Genomic DNA, 17,670 nt, shown 5'->3' with positions numbered 1-17,670 from the left:
GCCGCCCGCGCTCAGTACCAGATACCGAGCGTGGGCGCCGTGTCGCCCGAGAAGGACCTGCCGAGCGCCCGGACCGCATCGTCGGCACCCTCGAGCAGCCCGGCCGCGCGAAGCGTCGACGCCCGCACTCCCCCGAGGTAGAGCGCGGCGAGCGACGACACCGGCATCGACACCCGGGGCTCCGCATCCGTGGGTGCAACCCGGGCGGCACCATCCGCATCGACCTCGAGACGCCAGGTCCCGCCGGCGAAGCCGAGTTCGTCACGAACGGCGATGACGTGGGTGCCCGGCGCAGCGTAGCCGCGCGCCTCGAGCGCGGCGGGAACGTCGAGGATGCGCAGCCACTCGTGATCGTGTACGGATACCGTGGCGCCGCGTCGATCCGCGAGCAACCACGCGAGCGGCTCATCGACCGAGCGCAGCGTCGCCTGGACGCGTGACACCAGGTCGTGCCGGAGCAAGAACCCCCAGAGCGCGCGATACGCGTCGTCACCGTCGGCCACGAGATAGGTCACATCGAGGGTGTGCCGCGCCATATCGGCCGGATCCTCGGTCAGGCGATAGACCACGGCTCCGCGCACGATCCCGTCGGGGCCGGCGTAGCGCACGACCCGGGTGCGGCCCGGCTCCTTGGAGCCGCCCGCGATCATCGCGAACTGACGCCAGCGCCCCGTCCATCCGTCGACATCGCCCGGACGCGTCACGCGAACGCGCTCGTGAAGGTCTTCGAGAAGGGCCACCGCGTCTTCGCGCCGCACGTACTCGAACGTTCCGGTGACCTCTCCCCCGCGCCATCCGGCCCGCCGCGTGTCGATATCCCAGTCCGTCGCCTCGACCGCGGGCGCGAAGCCGAAGCGGCCGTAGATCGTCGCCTCCGACACGGTCAGACCCGCAACGGCCATGCCCGCATCGCGGGCCGTCCGCAGTTCACCCTCGAGCATCGCCCGAGCGATACCGCGCCGACGCCGGGTCGGCGACACCGTCACACCGCTGATCGCCCAGAACGGCGTCACGCGGTCTCCGGGGACGGAAAGCTCACCCACCCACGAGTTGACGGTCGCGACGGGCACGTGAGCGTCGAGCCCCGACTCGTCGTAAACGCCGATCCGGCGGCGGTAGGCGATGGACTCGCCGAACTCCCGAGCCTCGTCATCCGTCGGTTCCTCACCGAGGAAGCCGCGCGCCTCGGCTGTCGAGTATGCGCGGAGCGCTTCGGGGTCGCCCGGGTCGACGAGTCGGTACGCCAGACCGCCGTCGGACAGGACGGCGGTCGAGGTCGGATCGAGCGGAAGTGTGCGGGCGTCGGTGCGTGCCATCCTTCGAGGCTACTCGCCGATCCCGACACGACCGTGGCCGCACTGTGCGACGGCCCGGGCTAGTGGTGCGAGGCCTGAACCGTGCGCAGCTTCTGGAGCACCTGATCGCGCAGGTCCTCGGGTGCGCTCTCGCGGCAGGCACGCGCCAGAACATCGGTCAGGGTCTTCGCGACGAGCGCCTCGTCGCGGCATCCCGGGCAGTTCTCGAGGTGTTCACGAATGTCGGCATGCTGGGTCTTGCACACCTCGTCGCGCAGGTACTCCTCGAGGTCGCGCCTCGCCTGCTCACAACCGCAATCGGTCATTTCTTCGCTCCCGGGCTCGCGGAGACGATGCCCCGCTCTTGTGCGTAGTCGGCCAGCATGTCGCGAAGCAAACGCCTTCCACGGTGAAGGCGGCTCATGACCGTGCCGATCGGTGTCTTCATGATGTCGGCGATCTCCTGGTAGGCGAAGCCCTCGACATCCGCGAGGTAGACCGCCAACCGGAAGTCCTCCGGGATCGCCTGCAGCGCGTCTTTCACGACGGATGCCGGCATGTGGTCGATCGCTTCGGCCTCGGCAGAGCGATTGGTCGACGCGGTCGTCGACTCCGCTCCCCCGAGCTGCCAGTCCTCCAGGTCATCGATCGTGCCCTGGTACGGCTCGCGCTGCTTCTTGCGATACGTGTTGATGTAGGTGTTCGTCAGGATGCGGTACAGCCAGGCCTTCAGGTTCGTACCCTGGTGAAACGTGGCCCACGAGGCGAACGCCTTGACGAACGTCTCCTGCACCAGGTCTGCCGCATCCGCGGGGTTGCGCGTCATCCGCATGGCCGCGCCGTACAACTGGTCCATGAACGGAAGCGCCTGGTCCTCGAATTGCGCGCGCGCGACCTGCGCCGGCGCGACGTCTACCTCGGGTTCAGGCTGCTCGTCCATCAGGTCCCAGTCTAGGTGCGCCAGAACGAGCGACGCAGGCGTGCGTTCCATCGTCCGAATCATGGTGTCCTCTCGGGGCTCGATAGAGTAGAACCCGATGACACCGCACGGCTATTCCCCTCGCGCCGATGAGACATCTCCTGCGGCTGCCAAGACCACCGCCGGGCCCAGCCCGTGGAGGGCGCCGACCGCCGCGTCGCCGCTCGATGCGACACTGGCGATTCCGGGCTCGAAGTCGCTGACCAGCCGCGAGCTCGTCCTCGCGGCGTTGGCCGATGGACCGGGCCGCGTGCAATCCCCCCTGCATTCACAGGACTCCGAGCGGATGGTGGGGGCCCTGCGCGCCCTGGGTGCGCAGATCGAACCCGTGCCTGGCGACGGCGCCTTCGGCAACGACTGGGTCGTGACTCCCCCGGCTCCCTTCACGGACGGCGGCGAGATCGACTGCGGCCAGGCCGGCACCGTGATGCGATTCGTCGCGCCGATCGCCGGGTTCGCGCGCGGTGACGTACGGCTCACGGCACACGAGACGGCCCTGCACCGCCCGATGGGCGAGCTGATCAGGGCCCTGCGCGACATCGGCCTCGACATCGACGACGGTGGCCACTGGTCGCTGCCCTTCATCGTGCGCGGCCACGGCCACGTTCGCGGCGGCGAGGTGCACATGGATGCGTCACGCTCGAGCCAGTTCGTCTCGGGGCTGTTGCTCGCGGCCCCGCGTTTCGATGTCGGCCTGCACCTCATCCACACGGGCGAGCGCCTGCCGAGCCTGCCGCACATCGAGATGACGATCGAGGCGCTCGCGCACCGCGGCGTGCGCGTGGAGCGCCCCGCGCCCAACGAGTGGATCGTCGCTCCCGGCGCCGTCCGGGCCAAGGATGTCACGATCGAGCCCGACCTCTCCAACGCGGCTCCGTTTCTGGCGGCGGCAATGGTCGCGGGTGGATCGGTCACGATCACGGGATGGCCGACCCATTCCACGCAGCCGGGCGCGCTCCTCGGCGACCTGCTGCATCGCGCCGGGGCGCGCGTGGCACGTCGCGGGGGCGCCTTCACCGTTACCCGCACGACCCCGCTCCGCGGCTTCGACATCGACCTCTCGGCGGCGGGCGAGCTCGCACCCACGATCGTCGGCCTCGCGGCGCTCGCCGACGGGCCCTCGACGATCACGGGCATCGGACACATCCGTCTGCACGAGACCGACCGGATCCGCGCGCTGGTCGACGGGCTGAACGACCTCGGCGGCGAAGCGCGCGAGCTGCCCGACGGCATCCGCATCGTGCCTCGCCCGCTGCACGGCGGGCTCTGGAGGTCGCATCACGACCACCGCATGGCGACGACCGGCGCTCTGCTCGGCCTGAGCGTTCCCGGCATCGAGGTCGACGATCTCAGCGTGACCGCGAAGACACTGCCGCAGTTCGAGCAGCTGTGGGACGACATGCTGGCCGGTTCGCGCGCGACCGCCGGGCTGCCCGAGTAGAAGATGGCCCGACCGTGAGCGACTCGGATCCGAACTGGTGGGATTACGACGACGCCGATGACGCCGATGCGGACGAGCTCGACGAGTCCGACATCCGGATGCGTCCGAATCCGAAGGCGAACCGGCCGCGCAGCAAGCGCCGCCCCGCCCACGCGGATGCCGAGATCGGACGTGTGATCGGGGTCGATCGAGGCCGGTATTCGGTTCTCATGCACGAGGACGGGCCCGACGAACACGAGGTCTCGGCGGTCCGCGCGCGCGAGTTGCGGAAGCAGCCGATCGTCACGGGCGATCGAGCTCGCGTCGTCGGCGACACCTCGGGCGACGAGGGGACCCTGGGCCGCATCGTCGGCATCGAGGAGCGCACGACCCTGCTGCGGCGTTCGGCCGACGACACCGACCAGGTCGAGCGCATCATCGTCGCCAACGCCGACCAGATGCTGATCGTCGTGGCGGCGGCCGACCCCGAGCCGCGCACGCGCCTGGTCGACCGCTACCTCGTGGCCGCCTTCGACGCCGGGGTGCGGCCGATGCTCGTCGTGACGAAGACCGACCTCGCCGATCCGTCCGAGTTCTTGAACCATTTCGACGGTCTCGACGTGCAGGTCTTCACGAGCGCGCAGGGCGAGGTGCCCATCGAGCGCATCGGTGCGCAACTCGTCGGGCACTCGACCGTCTTCGTCGGGCACTCGGGGGTGGGCAAGTCGACGCTGATCAATGCGCTCGTGCCGAGTGCGAGGCGCGCGACCGGCCATGTGAACGAGGTCACCGGGCGCGGTCGGCATACCTCGTCATCCACCGTCTCGCTGCGCTACGTGGGCGAGGAGGGGCGCGGATGGGTCATCGACACCCCCGGCGTCCGCTCGTTCGGCCTCGGTCACGTCGACCCCGCCAACATCCTGCGCTCCTTCACCGACCTCGACGAGATCGCGAAGGACTGCCCCCGCGGGTGCACGCATCTGCCGGATGCGCCGGACTGCGCGATCGCCGAGGCCGTGGCCGCGGGACGCCTCGGGCCCAACGGTGCCGCGCGGTTCGATTCGCTGCAACGCCTGCTGTTGACCTTCGGGAAGGTTGCGGGGCGGGAGCGGCACCCTACGCTGGACGAATGAGCACTGCACGCCTCGAACCCGGTACGCCCGCCCCCGACTTCACGCTTCCCGACCAGGACGGCGCCCCCGTCGCGCTCGCCTCGCTCCGCGGCAAGCGCGTCGTGCTGTTCTTCTACCCGCGCGCCATGACGCCCGGGTGCACGACCGAAGCCTGCGACTTCCGCGACAGCCTCGCCCCGCTCCAGGCCGCGGGGTACGTCGTGCTCGGCATCTCACGCGACGAGCCGGCCACGCTTCGCGAGTTCCGTGCGCGCGACGGCCTGACCTACGACCTGCTGAGCGATCCCGATCACTCGGTCCACGATGCGTATGGCGCCTGGGGCGAGAAGCAGAACTACGGCAAGACGATCGAGGGCGTCATCCGCTCGACGTTCATCCTGGACGAAGAGGGACGCGTCGCGCACGCGCTCTACAACGTCAAGGCGACCGGGCACGTTGCCCGCATCCGCAAGCTCGTCGGCATCGACGCCTGAGCCTACGTTTCTGCCGGCGGTGCCGCGCGACGGCCCGCGGCGCGGGCAGCGGCGATCACGACGACCAGGGTGACGATCGCCGGGACGGCGAGCGCCAGAGCGACGAGCGGATGCGCGTACGCACCGGTCGCGGCGCCGAGCGCCACCGCGAGGATGAGCAGCTGCACGACGATCGCACCCGAGCGCCCCCACCCGTGGCCCCGGAATATCGCGATGGCGAAGGCGATGACCCCGACGGCCGCGACCGCCGTCATCAGCAGCAGAGCGAGCGCCGTGCCGAGCTCGGCCGTGTCACCCGCGATCAGCGACAGCGTCATCCACCCCGCGAGTGCGGCAACGCCCAGCCCCTCGATCCCGACGAGGATGGCGGCGGCGCACGCCGTGGAGTCGGAGCCGATCGGCGACGGTGTTGGGGGTTCCGGTTGCAATTCTCTCCCCGCCCCGCTCGTTGCGCCTGATCTTTTGTTCGGAATCACCAGGCCGCTCGGCCGATGCTCAGCATCCTGCGCAGAATTCACGCAGTGGACCCTTGATCGTACCGGGGCCGTGTGGGACGATAGTGAAAGCCATGTGCTCCCACAGCGCCGTGGGGCGAGCATTCTGCTCGCACCTACCAGGGTACCGGACCCGAAACCGATCTCTGAGCACTCGCTCACACCCACCACGCAACAAGGAGCATCTGCATGGACTGGCGCGACAAGGCCGCATGCCTCACGGTCGATCCCGAACTGTTTTTCCCCGTTGGTAACACCGGGCCCGCGGTCGACCAGATCGAGAAGGCGAAGGCCGTCTGCGCCCGCTGCACCGTAACGGAAATCTGTCTGCAGTACGCCCTCGAGTCCGGTCAGGACTCCGGCGTGTGGGGCGGCCTGTCGGAAGACGAGCGTCGCGCCCTCAAGCGTCGCGCCGCGCGCGCCCGCCGCGCCTCATAGGCCGGCGGGGCCTCTCCGGCTCCGCCCCGCGGTCTCACCGACTCAGGCTTTCGGCCTGTCGATCCATCGCAACGGGATGTCGATCGTGACTTCTGTTCCGCTGCCCATGATCGTGTGCCAGTCGATCGTGCCGCCCAGCTCTCCCTGGATCAGCGTGCGGACGATCTGTGTCCCCAGCCCGCGGCCGACCTGACCCTCGGCCAGGCCGACGCCGGTGTCGCGGACGCTGACCTTGAGCCGCGACGACGAACGCTTCGCCTCGATCTCGACCTTGCCCTCGCGACCCGCCAACCCGTGTTCCACGGCGTTCGTCACGAGTTCGGTGAGCGCGAGGGCGAGCGGCGTGGCGTACGCGCTCGGTAACTTGCCGAAGGTCCCGCTCGAACGCGTCTGGGCGCGCGTTCCCGCGCCGGCCGCGACCTCGGCGACGAGCTTGAGAACGCGATCGAAGACCTCGTCGAAGTCGACCGTCTGCGTCAGACCCTCCGACAGGGTGTCGTGCACGACGGCGATCGCCGATACGCGCCGCATGGCCTGCGTCAGCGCCTCGCGCGCTTCTTCGGAGTGCGTGCGGCGGGACTGGATGCGCAGGAGGGATGCGACGGTCTGCAGGTTGTTCTTGACGCGGTGATGGATCTCACGGATCGTCGCATCCTTGGTGATGAGTTCCTGCTCCTGGTGCCGCAGTTCGGTGACGTCACGGCACAGGATGATCGCACCCGCGCGCTCACCGTGCTCGCGGAGAGGGATCGCACGGAGGGACACCGTGACCCCGCGCGCCTCGATGTCGGCACGCCACGGGGCTCGGCCCGTCACGACCAGCGGGAGCGACTCGTCGATCGTCTCCTTCGCGGGAAGGATGCGGGTCGTGACCTCGCTGAGCGACTCACCCTCGAGCTCGTCGTCGAAGCCGAGACGCCCCCATGCCGAGAGAGCGTTGGGGCTCGCGAAGGTCGTCGTGCCGTCGACGTCCAGACGGATGAGACCGTCGGATGCGCGGGGCGCGCCGCGGCGCGGGCCGGTCGGGGCAGACAGGTCGGGGAAGTCGCCGCGCGCGATCATGCCGAACAGATCGTCCGCGCAGTCGTTGAAGGTGATCTGCTGCCGACTGGGGGTTCGTGCCTCACCCAGGTTCGTGTGCCGCGTCAGGACGCCGAGCACGACGGGATCGCTGCCATCGCGGAGCGGGCCGCGCACGATCGGGACCGCACGGACGCGCGTCGGTGTCTCTTCGAACCAATCGGGAGAGGCCGAGTCGATGATGCGGACGCCCTGCGCCGCATCCTGAACCTGCGTCCGCCACTGCGGACGCACCTGATCGCCGACGATGTCGCGGTAGAAGAGGGTGGCCGCACCCGAGGGACGCGTGTGGGCGACGGCGATGAACGAGTCATCCTTCGTCGGCACCCAGAACACGATGTCGGCGAAGGCGAGGTCTGCGAGGAGCTGTCCGTCACCCGCGAGGCGATGCAACCACTCGATGTCGTCGGCGCTCGAACGGCCTTGGGCGGAGACGAGTTCACTGAGGGTCGGCACCGATCCAGCCTATGCCGTGAGCCGGTTCTCCCGCCCGTCACCGCCATGCCGCCGTCCTCGCGAGAACATGGACGATCGTCGGTGCGGGCGCGCCGTCTCTGCCGTGCCGTTTCGAGAGCCGGACTGCGCGTCGGGCGCGCCGCCGACTCGTCCGAGTGCGGGCAGCAGAGTGTCGCCCGTGAAGCGACGCACGGCGGCCACGAGCGCTGATCGCGGCGCCACCGCGGCGATCGGCTGGGCCTGCAGCACAGCGGCGTCCACCGCGCGTTGATCCGCCGGGAGAAACGACACATCTCGGATATCGGCGAACCGGTCCAGCGTGCGACGAACCTGCCCCCGGGCATCGAGTCCGAGTCCACCCGGCCGCAGACGGTTGGCGATGACGAGCACCGGCGTCGCTCCCGCGACGGCACGCACCTCGGCGTGCCCGCGGACGAAGCGGGCGATGCCGACGGGATCGGCGGTGCACACGGCCACGATCACGTCGGCCGCGCGGAGCGAAGCGATCGTGGCGGCGTTGCGGCGCGGACCCTCGAGGTCGTGCATGATCTCCTCGTCCTGCTCCAGTGGCGCACCGACATCCACCACGGTGTACGGCGCCCAGCCGCGGGCCGCTCCGAGCGCGGCCGCGACCCGATCGTCGGCGAGTTCTGGCCATCGAGCTCGACGATTGATGCCGCACAGAACATCGACGGCCGCGCCCTCGACGCGGACCGGCGTGCTGATGCGGGTGAGTTCGCGCTCATCGAGCGTCCCGATGCCTGCCTGCCGACACGCCGCGGGAAACCCGGGGCCCTCGTCGGCGAGCCCGAGCGTCAACGCGAGCGACGGCGCATGCGAGTCGGCATCGACCAGCGCCGCGCCCCCTCCCCCGCGCGCCAGCTCGAATGCGAGCATGCTCGCCACCGTCGAGCGACCCGGCGCCCCTTCGGGCCCCCACACCACGACGACGCGGCCGGCTCTCGCATCGGCGACCGGCGAACCGTGCTGCATCACACCCCGGATCACGGCCGCGATCTCTTCTGCGCGCGGCGCGACGAGGGAAGCGGCGAGCCCGAACGCCGCAGCGACCCGCTCGCCGTCCGCGTCGCCCGCGAGGAGCACGAGCCGAATCCCCCGCCGATCGCACACCGAGACCAGGTGCGAGCCGAGGGTCCGGCGATCCGCCGTCAGCACGAGCACATCGACCCCTTCCAGGACCGGGAGAGCGCTGGCGAGGTTGGGGTCCTCGAGCACGAGGGGGTCCACCACGGTGTCGACGCGAACACCCGTCCGCCCGAGGTCCACGGCAAGGCTCTCGCCGCGCTGCCCGGCAACGGCGAGCACGATGCGGGGGATCATGCGCCGCCCGCCGCGGGAACGACCGACAGGGCCGCGGATGCCGCGACCGCCTGCAGCACGGCCGCGACATCGGAGCGCGGCACGACGAGTTCGAGCGCTGACCCCCGCGCACCCAGCAGACCGTCGGCCTCTTTCACCGCGGCGACGGTCGCGTCCGCTACGAGGATCGCCGGGGTACCGAACGCGCCCTGTTCGAGGGCCGGTGATGCCCAGAGTTCGACGACACTGCCGACGGTCACATCCGACGGCACCGCGGTCGTGGTCTGTACCACGACCGTCGTCGTGCGGCTGCGTTCGCCGTCCGCGAGCGCGCTCACCGGGACGAGTTCTCCCTCGGTGACCGTGCGTGTCGCGACCGCCCCGGGCGCCAGAGCGTCCGGGGTCACGTACGCGCCCGCCGCAGCCCCGAGCGAGGCTTCGACGACCCGCAGATCCGCGGCCGACACCTCCTCCCCTGGCACGATCGTGCGCGCCGCGGCGAAGACGGGAACCGTCTGGCGCGCGGCCGTCACCGTCAACCACACGCCCGCCACCGAGGCCACGATGAGGCCCAGACCCACGAAGAAGCGCATGTCGTTCCAGAAGGCGCGGGGTCGCCGCGACGGGCTGTCGAGAGTTGTCATGACGTTCCCCCGGTGTCGGATCGGGTCGGATGGTGGCGGTGGGTGGCTACGGGTGACGGCGTCGGCTGGGGGGCCGCTCCGTGCCCGCACCATCGTCGCCGATCCCGCTCGCACGCCCCGCGGGTTATCCACAGGAGAGCGTGTCCGGCACGGCTTCGAGGGGTCCATAATGGGGTCATGTCCGAGAGCTCCCCCAGCCCTCGCTACCTGGCTCCGTCGCAGGTGGCTGAGCTGTTGAGCATCTCCATCGACGAAGTCATGGACCTGGTCCACGAGGGCCGCCTCCGCGGCGCCCGGCTCGGGTCCCCCGCCAAATGGCGTATCGAAGAACAGAGTCTGCGCGGATATATCGACGACCAGGTCGAAGAGGCGCGGCAGATGCACCTGTGGCAGCAGTCACAGGCCGCGAGCTTCCCCGAAGTGTGGGGCTCGGGAAACGCCGCGCGACCCGAATAGACGCCGCCAGCGGGACGGCGCGCCTCACAACAGCGTCGGCGACTCGCCCCGCTCGAGCATGAGCCAGGCGATCGCGCCGAGCGGCACGAGACGGAACGCCCGCACCTCTTCTCTTCGGCGTGCGGCACCGGCGTCATGCACGGCGAAGTCGAGATGGTCCGCGCCCACCCGGTCGATAGTGCCGAATTCCGCGTCGCCCCACAGAGCGTGGATCCGGACGGGTACGCGCCGACGCGCGAGGTCGCGCAACACGAACCCGAGTGTCAGCCGTTCCGCGAGTCCCGAGTTCGCGAGCTGAGCCTCGGGGCGTGCGCTGCGCATGAGTCCCGCCTCGGATGCCGTGATCGTCGCGAGGGCGGCCGCGCGCACGAGCGCGAGACCGCCCGCGGACGCATCGAGGCGAAGAGCGGCGAAGTCGACGCCGACCGCCTCGACCGTGCCGCGTAGGACGGATCGATCCGCGAGGGCTATGGCGACCGGCTCCCGCGCCCCCGCGCCCGCGAGCGCAACCAAACGGTCGTGCAGGCGGACGCGCGAAAGACGAAGCCGCTCCCCCTCGCTCTCCAGGGCGGCGCGTTCGCTCTCCCACTCGGCGGCGAGTTGCCCCTCGAGGTCTTCGAATAGCCGCTCCCAGCGCACAACAGGACCATAGGTGAGAAGTCTCAGATTGGTCACGAGTTATCCACAGTGGGCAGATACCCAGCCTGGGCTGGGCTTCCCTGTGGTCTACTGCAATTTCAGCCCGATCCGCCCGAGAGATGGGGATCTCCATGAGCACACCAGCCGGCACAGCACGAGACACCGCGTCCCCGGGGCCGGCGTCCGGTCCCCGCGTGGCTGCACAAGCCGGGGTCACACGTCGCGCACGCTCGGCGGACGCGGACGAGTTCTTCTCCCCGCAGCGCACCTCGTCGTCGGAGCTCCCCGATCCGCAGCCACTGATCACGAACCTCGCGCGCGGCGTGATGGAAGTCTTCGCCGGGGTGCGAGAGGTCGACCAACTCGCCCGGTGGTTCGCTGAAGACGCATACCGGAGGCTGCTGACACGAAGCAACCTCGCCACCCGCGCCCGCAACGCGCGCGGCGTGCGGGCGACGCGCCCCGTGTTCGACATCCTCCGCGTCCGACACATGTCGCCCGCGGACGGCGTGGTCGAATCCGTCGTCGTCCTCGCGGGCCCGCACCGCACGCGAGCGATCGCCCTGCGGCTCGAGGGCACGGATGGGCGCTGGCGTGCAACATCCTTGGCTCTGCTGTAGCCGGTCACACGCACGACGCGGTCACCGGCAACCGGCGAGAGCGCCGCCCTGCCATGATGACACCGTGACTGCCCTCCCGAAAGCCTCTTCCGCGCCCGAGAAGATCTCCCCCGCGAATCGCATCGTCCTCGCTCTCCTGCTCGCGAGCGCCTTCGTCGTCATGCTCAACGAGACCATCGTCGGCGTCGCGCTCCCCACGATCATGAAGGACCTCGGGGTAGACCCCGTTACCGGTCAGTTCCTCGTGACGGCGTACATGCTCACGATGGCGGTCGTGATCCCGCTGACCGGGTTCCTGATGAAGCGGTTCACGACGCGACAGGTCTTCCTGGGAGCCATCTCGCTCTTCGTCGCGGGTACCGCGGTGGGTGCCGTCGCGACCCTTCTGCCAGAGAGCATCCAGTTCGGCGTGTTGCTGCTCGCGCGCATTCTTCAGGCGGCAGGCACAGGAGTCATGACTCCCCTGCTCATGACCACCATCATGACGGTGGTGCCGGCATCCCGGCGCGGGGTCATGATGGGCCTGATCGGCGTCGTGATCTCGGTCGCCCCGGTGCTCGGCCCGTTGGTCGGCGGAGTCATCGTCACCTTCCTTCCGTGGTCGGCTCTGTTCCTCACGATCCTCCCGCTCGGGATCATCTCGCTCGTGCTCGGTATGCGACGCATGGTCAACATCACCCCGACCGCGAAGGTGCCGGTCGACGTGATCTCGGTGATCCTGTCGATCTTCGCGTTCGGAGGCATCATCTACGGCCTGGCGAGTTTCGGGGACCGGGTGAGCGACGCGGGCGGGATCCCGCCGTGGGTGCCGCTCGGGATCGGCCTGATCGCCCTGACGGTGTTCGTGCTGCGACAGCTGCGGCTGCAGCGCACCGATTCGGCCCTAATCGATCTGCGTATCTTCACCTCGAGCACCTTCACGTGGGCTCTCGTCACGATGGTCGTGATGAACGCGATCCTGTTCGGATCGCTCACGCTGCTGCCCTTCTACATCCAGGAGGGCCTGGGCGCGGACCCGCTGCAGTCCGGCCTCATCGTCATGCCGGGCGGTCTGCTCATGGGACTCGCCGGCCCGCTGGTCGGCGGATTGTACGACAAGATCGGCCCGCGCCCTCTCATCATCCCGGGCGCCTTCATCACGACCTTCGCGTTGACGCTCATGGCGATCCTCTTCACGCCGAATGCGTCGACCGGCACGGTCGCCGTGCTCTACCTCATCCTGTGCTCGGGTCTGGCGCTGCTGTTCTCGCCGCTGTTCACGGTCGCCATGGCGGGGGTGCGACCGAAGTACTACACCTACGCGAGCGCGGGCATCGGCACGGCGCAGCAGATCGCCGGAGCCCTCGGCACCTCGGTGTTCATGGTGATCTACGCCATGGGCCGCGGAACGACCGCGACACCCGAATCGGTGGCAGAGGGCACGCACGGAGCACTCGTGGTCGCGGCCATCGCCTCGGTCGCGATCATCGTGTTCGTGTTCTTCGTCAAGAAGCCCATGATGCAGGACGAACCCGCCGAGGTCGCGCGGGCGCTCGTCTGAGTCGGCGCGTCAGGACCCCTCTGCGTCGATCAGCTCGAGGAGCTTCTTCAACTCGCGCTCGATTTCGTCGTGATCGTATTGACCGGCACGACTCTCCCCCGAGATCACACCCGAGCGGTGGACCCGGTCGAAGTCGCCGTAGGGAAAGCTGTAGGCCTGCTTCGTCTCGGGGTTCGCCGATCTGTCGATTCCGAGGTGCCAATGCGAGAAGGCCGTCCAGCCCTCTCGCTCGATGAACGCGTTCTCGTCGTCGGCGGTCGGTGCCGCTTCCGACCAGTCGTCGCGCTCGTCTCGCACCACCTTGCCGTCACGTATGAGCGAACGCGCCTGCCGCAGCGCCGGTCCATTCAATTCGATAGCCATGTTCGGCACGATAGGACGATCATCGCCGCCCCGCACAGGGCCTTGACGGATCCCGTCGACGTGCTAGCGACTACTGCCGGTACGAAGACAGGAAGTTGCCCAGACGCTCGATCGCGTCGGCGAGGACCCGCGATTCGGGCAGCGTCACGACCCGCAGATGGTCGGGCGTCGGCCAGTTGAAGCCCGTGCCCTGCACGAGCAGGACCCGCTCGGCCACCAGGAAGTCGTACACGAATTTCGCATCGTCCCGGATCTCGTGCACCTCGGGGTCGAGCCGCGGGAAGGCGTACAGCGCCCCCTGCGGACGCACACACGACACCCCCGGAATGGACTCGAGTCCCTCCCATGCGACATCACGCTGCTCGTGCAGCCGACCGGAGGGCGCGATGAGCGCATCGATGGACTGCACCCCCGAGAGCGCGGCCTGAACCGCGTGCTGAGCGGGGACGTTCGGGCACAGGCGCGTCGAGGCGAGCAGATTGATGCCCTCGAGGAATCCGGCCGCGTGCCCCTTCGGGCCCGTGATGACGACCCATCCCGAGCGGTAACCCGCGACCCGGTAGGTCTTGGACAGGCCGTTGAACGTCAGGCACAGCAGATCCGGCGCGATCGACGCCATCGGGATGTGCTTCGCGTCGTCGAAGAGGATGCGGTCGTAGATCTCGTCCGCGAGGAGCAGCAACGAATGCTCGCGCGCGATCTCGGCGATCGCTTCGAGCACCTCGCGCGTGTAGACGGCCCCCGTGGGGTTGTTCGGGTTGATGACCACGATCGCCTTGGTGCGGGGGGTGATCTTCGAGCGGATGTCTTCGAGGTCAGGCTGCCACCCGGCATTCTCGTCACACAGATAGTGCACGGGCGTGCCGCCGGACAGGCTCGTCATGGCCGTCCACAGCGGATAGTCCGGGGCCGGGATCAACACCTCATCACCCTCGTCGAGCAGCGCCTGCATGGTCATCGTGATGAGTTCGGAGACGCCGTTGCCGAGGAAGACGTCGTCGGGGTCGATGCGCGGGAAGCCGGGCTCTTCTTCGTAGCGGTACACGACCGCCTGACGGGCCGACAGGATGCCTCGGCTCTCGCTGTACCCGTGCGCCGTGGGCATCGCCGCGATCATGTCGCGGACGATCTGGTACGGCGCCTCGAACCCGAACGTCGCGGGGTTGCCGGTGTTGAGCTTCAGGACCGTCTGGCCCTCGGCCTCGAGCCGGGCGGCCTCGACGAGGGCGTTGCCGCGGATCTCGTAGAGGACGTTCTTCAGCTTCGAGGATTGATCGAGGGGTCGGAGGGTGCTCATCGGCTCAGGATATCCCCGCGCCGAGCGTGCCACCGTCCACCTCGTGGCCTTGTCCACCCGGCGTCGGACACGCGCGAACGGTCGCGACGCGCCGTGTGCTTCGTGGCGACTCGGCGTGTCGCGACCGTTCGAAGCGGTGCTACTTGCGCTTCGAGGCGGCGCGGCGGTCGGCCCGGTTGACCGGCGCGGCGGGCGTCGAACCCGCGGCCGGAGCATCCGTCCGCTGCCCGAACGCCCCGCGCGCGGCCGGCGCCGCCTCGGCGGGCTCGGGACGCAGACCCTGCGCGACTCGCTGGGCCTGGTCGCGCTGCAGCTTCGCCGTCGCGGCCTGCTGGACCTGGCCACGCTCGTTGCGAACCTCGACCTCGCCCGCGTCGTTCGGCGCCGAGTACTCGAGCTTCTGCTCGGGAGGCGCGTCGAGACCCTTGGCCTCGACCTCGGCGTGGGCCTGCTCGCCCTCGCCCGCGCGCCGCACCTCGACCTCGAGGTTGTAGAGGTACCCGACGGTCTCTTCCTTGATCTGGCCCATCATCGCCTGGAACATCTGGAAGCCCTCACGCTGGTACTCGATCAGCGGGTCGCGCTGAGCCATCGCGCGCAGGCCGATGCCGTCCTTGAGGTAGTCCATCTCGTAGAGATGGTCACGCCAGCGACGGTCGAGAACCTGCAGCACGACTCGTCGTTCGAGCTCGCGCATCGCCTCCGATCCGAGCTTCTCCTCGCGGTTCTGGTAGGCGATGAGCGCGTCCGAGAGCATCTCGCGCTTGAGCACCTCGGGGGTGATGCGCCCCTTCGTGCCGGCCTCGGCGACGACCTCGTCGATCGTCACGCCGACGGGATAGAGCGTCTTGAGCTCGGTCCACAGGGCATCGAAGTCCCAGCCCTCGCTGTGTCCGCTGCCGGTGTGCTCGTCGATGACGGCGCCGATCGCGTCCTCGATGAAGTGGTGCACACGCCCGGCGATGTCGTCGCCCTCGAGGATGTGTCGACGGTCGGCGTAGATGGCCTCGCGCTGACGGTTGAGGACGTCGTCGTACTTCAGGACGTTCTTGCGTGTCTCGGCGTTACGGGATTCGACCTGTGACTGCGCGCTCTTGATCGCGCGGCTCACCATCGACGATTCGATCGCGACATCGTCGGGGAAGTTCGCGCGACTGAGGATCGCCTCGGCGGCACCCGACTGGAACAGGCGCATCAGGTCGTCCGTCAGCGACAGGTAGAACCGGCTCTCACCCGGGTCGCCCTGACGTCCCGAACGCCCGCGCAGCTGGTTGTCGATGCGGCGCGATTCGTGGCGCTCGGTACCCAGCACGTAGAGTCCGCCGACGCTGACGACCTTCTCGGCCTCGTCGGCGACGCGGGCGCGGACGGCGTCGTAGACGCCCTCCCACTCGGCCTCGTACTCTTCCGGCGTTTCGACGGGGTCCAGGCCCTTCGCCTTCATCTCTTGCACCGCGAGGAACTCGGCGTTGCCGCCGAGCATGATGTCGGTACCACGGCCCGCCATGTTCGTCGCGACGGTGACGGCGCCGGGCAGGCCGGCGCGGGCGACGATCTCGGCCTCGCGAGCGTGGTTCTTGGCGTTCAGGACCTCGTGCTTGATGCCCTTCTTGGCCAGCAGGCGCGAGAGGTACTCGCTCTTCTCGACGCTGACGGTTCCGACCAGGACGGGCTGGCCCGTCTCGTTGCGCCGCGCGATGTCCTCGACGACCTGCGCGAACTTCGCCTGCTCGTTCTTGTAGACGAGGTCGGACTGGTCCTTGCGGATCATCGGCTTGTTGGTCGGGATCGGCACGACGCCGAGCTTGTAGGTCGACATGAACTCGGCCGCCTCGGTCTCGGCCGTACCGGTCATGCCCGCGAGCTTGTCGTAGAGGCGGAAGTAGTTCTGCAGCGTGACGGTCGCGAGGGTCTGGTTCTCGGCCTTGACCGGCACGCCCTCTTTCGCCTCGATCGCCTGATGGATGCCCTCGTTGTAACGACGGCCGGCCAGGATGCGTCCGGTGTGCTCGTCGACGATCATGACCTCGTCGTTGATCACGACGTAGTCGGTGTCGCGCTTGAAAAGCGCCATCGCCTTGATCGAGTTGTTGAGGAACGAGATCAGCGGCGTGTTGGCCGACTCGTACAGGTTGTCGATGCCGAGATAGTCCTCGACCTTTTCGATACCCGGCTCGAGCACGCCGATCGTGCGCTTCTTCTCGTCGACCTCGTAGTCGACATCCAGCTCGAGGGTGCGGGCGATCTTCGCGAACTCGGTGAACCAGCGGTTCGCCTCTCCGGAAGACGGGCCCGAGATGATGAGCGGCGTGCGCGCCTCGTCGATGAGGATCGAGTCGACCTCGTCCACGACGGCGAAGAAGTGACCACGCTGGACGAGGTCCTCTTGACGCCAGGCCATGTTGTCGCGGAGGTAGTCGAACCCGAACTCGTTGTTCGTGCCGTACGTGATGTCGCACAGGTACTGTTCGCGGCGCTGCGCGGGAGTCTGACCCGAGACGATGACACCCGTCGTCATGCCGAGCGCGCGGAAGACACGACCCATGAGCTCGGACTGGTAGGTCGCGAGGAAGTCGTTGACCGTGACGACGTGGACGCCCTCGCCCGCGATCGCGTTCAGGTAGGCCGGGAGCGTCGCGACGAGCGTCTTGCCCTCACCCGTCCGCATCTCGGCGATGTTGCCGAGGTGCAGGGCCGCGCCACCCATCAGCTGGACGTCGTAGGGGCGCTGGCCGAGTGTCCGCTTCGCGGCCTCACGGACCGCGGCGAACGCCTCGGGAAGCAACTGGTCGAGCGTCTCGCCCGCCGCATACCGTGTGCGAAGCTCGGCGGTCTCGCCGCGGAGCTCGTCGTCGCTCAGCTGCGAGTAGTCCTCCTCGAGGGCGTTGACGGCCTTGACGACCTGCTGCAGACGCTTGAGGATACGACCCTCACCGGCTCGGAGCAGTTTCTCGAGGGGATTTGCCACGGCAGGATCTCCATCCGATCGGATGCCCCGCGGATCGGTATCCGCGCGACAGGCA

General features: G+C 68.9%; 18 protein-coding genes. 7 read left to right on the top strand and 11 right to left on the bottom strand.

Features of this window, described 5'->3' with window-relative positions:
* Window positions 1-11: 11 nt before the first annotated feature.
* Genes CGU35_RS03755 through CGU35_RS03745 form a run of 3 tightly spaced genes read right to left on the bottom strand, consistent with a single transcriptional unit; the run spans window position 12 to window position 2,286 of the window.
* The gene (locus CGU35_RS03755) at window positions 12-1,316 is read right to left on the bottom strand and encodes a GNAT family N-acetyltransferase (RefSeq protein ID WP_100810271.1); all 1,305 of its coding nucleotides are present in this window, start codon (window positions 1,314-1,316) and stop codon (window positions 12-14) included.
* A gap of 59 nt (window positions 1,317-1,375) precedes the next feature.
* Window positions 1,376-1,621 carry an anti-sigma factor family protein gene (locus CGU35_RS03750; protein WP_100810270.1) on the bottom strand — a complete coding sequence of 82 codons (246 nt, stop codon included), beginning with the start codon at window positions 1,619-1,621 and terminating at the stop codon, window positions 1,376-1,378.
* Window positions 1,618-2,286, bottom strand: coding sequence for a sigma-70 family RNA polymerase sigma factor (locus tag CGU35_RS03745; protein ID WP_100810370.1), 669 nt, complete (start codon window positions 2,284-2,286; stop codon window positions 1,618-1,620). Before CGU35_RS03745 ends, CGU35_RS03750 begins: the two co-directional genes overlap by 4 nt.
* Window positions 2,287-2,332: 46 nt before the next feature.
* Between CGU35_RS03745 and aroA the strand changes: the two genes are divergently transcribed.
* From aroA to bcp, 3 genes are read left to right on the top strand one after another with little or no spacing between them, the layout of a single operon-like run.
* On the top strand, window positions 2,333-3,715 hold the full coding sequence (gene aroA / locus CGU35_RS03740; protein WP_100810269.1) for a 3-phosphoshikimate 1-carboxyvinyltransferase: 1,383 nt from the start codon (window positions 2,333-2,335) through the stop codon (window positions 3,713-3,715).
* A 14-nt stretch (window positions 3,716-3,729) separates the two neighbouring features.
* Window positions 3,730-4,827: a ribosome small subunit-dependent GTPase A gene (gene rsgA / locus CGU35_RS03735; protein WP_374935775.1), complete on the top strand. Its 1,098-nt coding sequence runs from the start codon at window positions 3,730-3,732 to the stop codon at window positions 4,825-4,827.
* Window positions 4,824-5,300, top strand: coding sequence for a thioredoxin-dependent thiol peroxidase (gene bcp / locus CGU35_RS03730; protein WP_100810268.1), 477 nt, complete (start codon window positions 4,824-4,826; stop codon window positions 5,298-5,300). Before rsgA ends, bcp begins: the two co-directional genes overlap by 4 nt.
* Before the next feature lie 2 nt (window positions 5,301-5,302).
* Here bcp and CGU35_RS03725 read toward each other — a convergent pair whose 3' ends face one another.
* The gene (locus tag CGU35_RS03725; RefSeq protein WP_232711132.1) at window positions 5,303-5,728 is read right to left on the bottom strand and encodes a histidine kinase; all 426 of its coding nucleotides are present in this window, start codon (window positions 5,726-5,728) and stop codon (window positions 5,303-5,305) included.
* A 255-nt stretch (window positions 5,729-5,983) separates the two neighbouring features.
* On the opposite strand from CGU35_RS03725, the gene CGU35_RS03720 reads away from it, so the two are divergent.
* Window positions 5,984-6,232, top strand: coding sequence for a WhiB family transcriptional regulator (locus CGU35_RS03720; RefSeq protein WP_036295594.1), 249 nt, complete (start codon window positions 5,984-5,986; stop codon window positions 6,230-6,232).
* A 42-nt stretch (window positions 6,233-6,274) separates the two neighbouring features.
* Here CGU35_RS03720 and CGU35_RS03715 read toward each other — a convergent pair whose 3' ends face one another.
* From CGU35_RS03715 to CGU35_RS03705, 3 genes are read right to left on the bottom strand one after another with little or no spacing between them, the layout of a single operon-like run.
* Window positions 6,275-7,768 carry a sensor histidine kinase gene (locus CGU35_RS03715; RefSeq protein WP_100810267.1) on the bottom strand — a complete coding sequence of 498 codons (1,494 nt, stop codon included), beginning with the start codon at window positions 7,766-7,768 and terminating at the stop codon, window positions 6,275-6,277.
* A 9-nt stretch (window positions 7,769-7,777) separates the two neighbouring features.
* Window positions 7,778-9,109 (bottom strand): AAA family ATPase, encoded by a 1,332-nt coding sequence (locus tag CGU35_RS03710; protein ID WP_100810266.1) that lies wholly within the window; start codon window positions 9,107-9,109, stop codon window positions 7,778-7,780.
* Complete coding sequence (locus tag CGU35_RS03705) at window positions 9,106-9,732, bottom strand: SAF domain-containing protein (RefSeq protein ID WP_100810265.1); 627 nt, start codon at window positions 9,730-9,732, stop codon at window positions 9,106-9,108. Before CGU35_RS03705 ends, CGU35_RS03710 begins: the two co-directional genes overlap by 4 nt.
* A gap of 177 nt (window positions 9,733-9,909) precedes the next feature.
* Here CGU35_RS03705 and CGU35_RS03700 point away from each other — a divergent pair, with 177 nt between their 5' ends.
* Window positions 9,910-10,188 carry a helix-turn-helix domain-containing protein gene (locus CGU35_RS03700; protein WP_100810264.1) on the top strand — a complete coding sequence of 93 codons (279 nt, stop codon included), beginning with the start codon at window positions 9,910-9,912 and terminating at the stop codon, window positions 10,186-10,188.
* A gap of 24 nt (window positions 10,189-10,212) precedes the next feature.
* On the opposite strand, the gene CGU35_RS03695 is transcribed toward CGU35_RS03700, so the two are convergent.
* Complete coding sequence (locus CGU35_RS03695; RefSeq protein ID WP_232711131.1) at window positions 10,213-10,863, bottom strand: hypothetical protein; 651 nt, start codon at window positions 10,861-10,863, stop codon at window positions 10,213-10,215.
* A 158-nt stretch (window positions 10,864-11,021) separates the two neighbouring features.
* Between CGU35_RS03695 and CGU35_RS03690 the strand changes: the two genes are divergently transcribed.
* Entirely contained in the window at window positions 11,022-11,447 is a 426-nt protein-coding gene (locus CGU35_RS03690) for an Rv3235 family protein (protein ID WP_100810263.1), read from the top strand.
* Between the two features lie 64 nt (window positions 11,448-11,511).
* The gene (locus CGU35_RS03685) at window positions 11,512-12,987 is read left to right on the top strand and encodes a DHA2 family efflux MFS transporter permease subunit (protein WP_157813885.1); all 1,476 of its coding nucleotides are present in this window, start codon (window positions 11,512-11,514) and stop codon (window positions 12,985-12,987) included.
* 9 nt (window positions 12,988-12,996) lie between these two features.
* On the opposite strand, the gene CGU35_RS03680 is transcribed toward CGU35_RS03685, so the two are convergent.
* The 3 genes from CGU35_RS03680 to secA all read right to left on the bottom strand — a co-directional run bounded on the left by CGU35_RS03680 (window position 12,997) and on the right by secA (window position 17,615).
* A complete protein-coding gene (locus tag CGU35_RS03680) occupies window positions 12,997-13,350 on the bottom strand; it encodes a hypothetical protein (RefSeq protein WP_100810366.1) in 354 nt (117 codons plus the stop codon).
* 70 nt (window positions 13,351-13,420) lie between these two features.
* The gene (locus tag CGU35_RS03675; RefSeq protein WP_100810261.1) at window positions 13,421-14,647 is read right to left on the bottom strand and encodes a pyridoxal phosphate-dependent aminotransferase; all 1,227 of its coding nucleotides are present in this window, start codon (window positions 14,645-14,647) and stop codon (window positions 13,421-13,423) included.
* A gap of 139 nt (window positions 14,648-14,786) precedes the next feature.
* On the bottom strand, window positions 14,787-17,615 hold the full coding sequence (gene secA, locus CGU35_RS03670; protein ID WP_100810260.1) for a preprotein translocase subunit SecA: 2,829 nt from the start codon (window positions 17,613-17,615) through the stop codon (window positions 14,787-14,789).
* Window positions 17,616-17,670 lie beyond the last annotated feature (55 nt).

It is taken from the genome of Microbacterium sp. BR1 (assembly GCF_002812725.1).
GTDB lineage: Bacteria > Actinomycetota > Actinomycetes > Actinomycetales > Microbacteriaceae > Microbacterium.
Note: the sequence above shows the minus strand (reverse complement) of the source record. Positions and strands in the feature narration are given on the sequence as shown.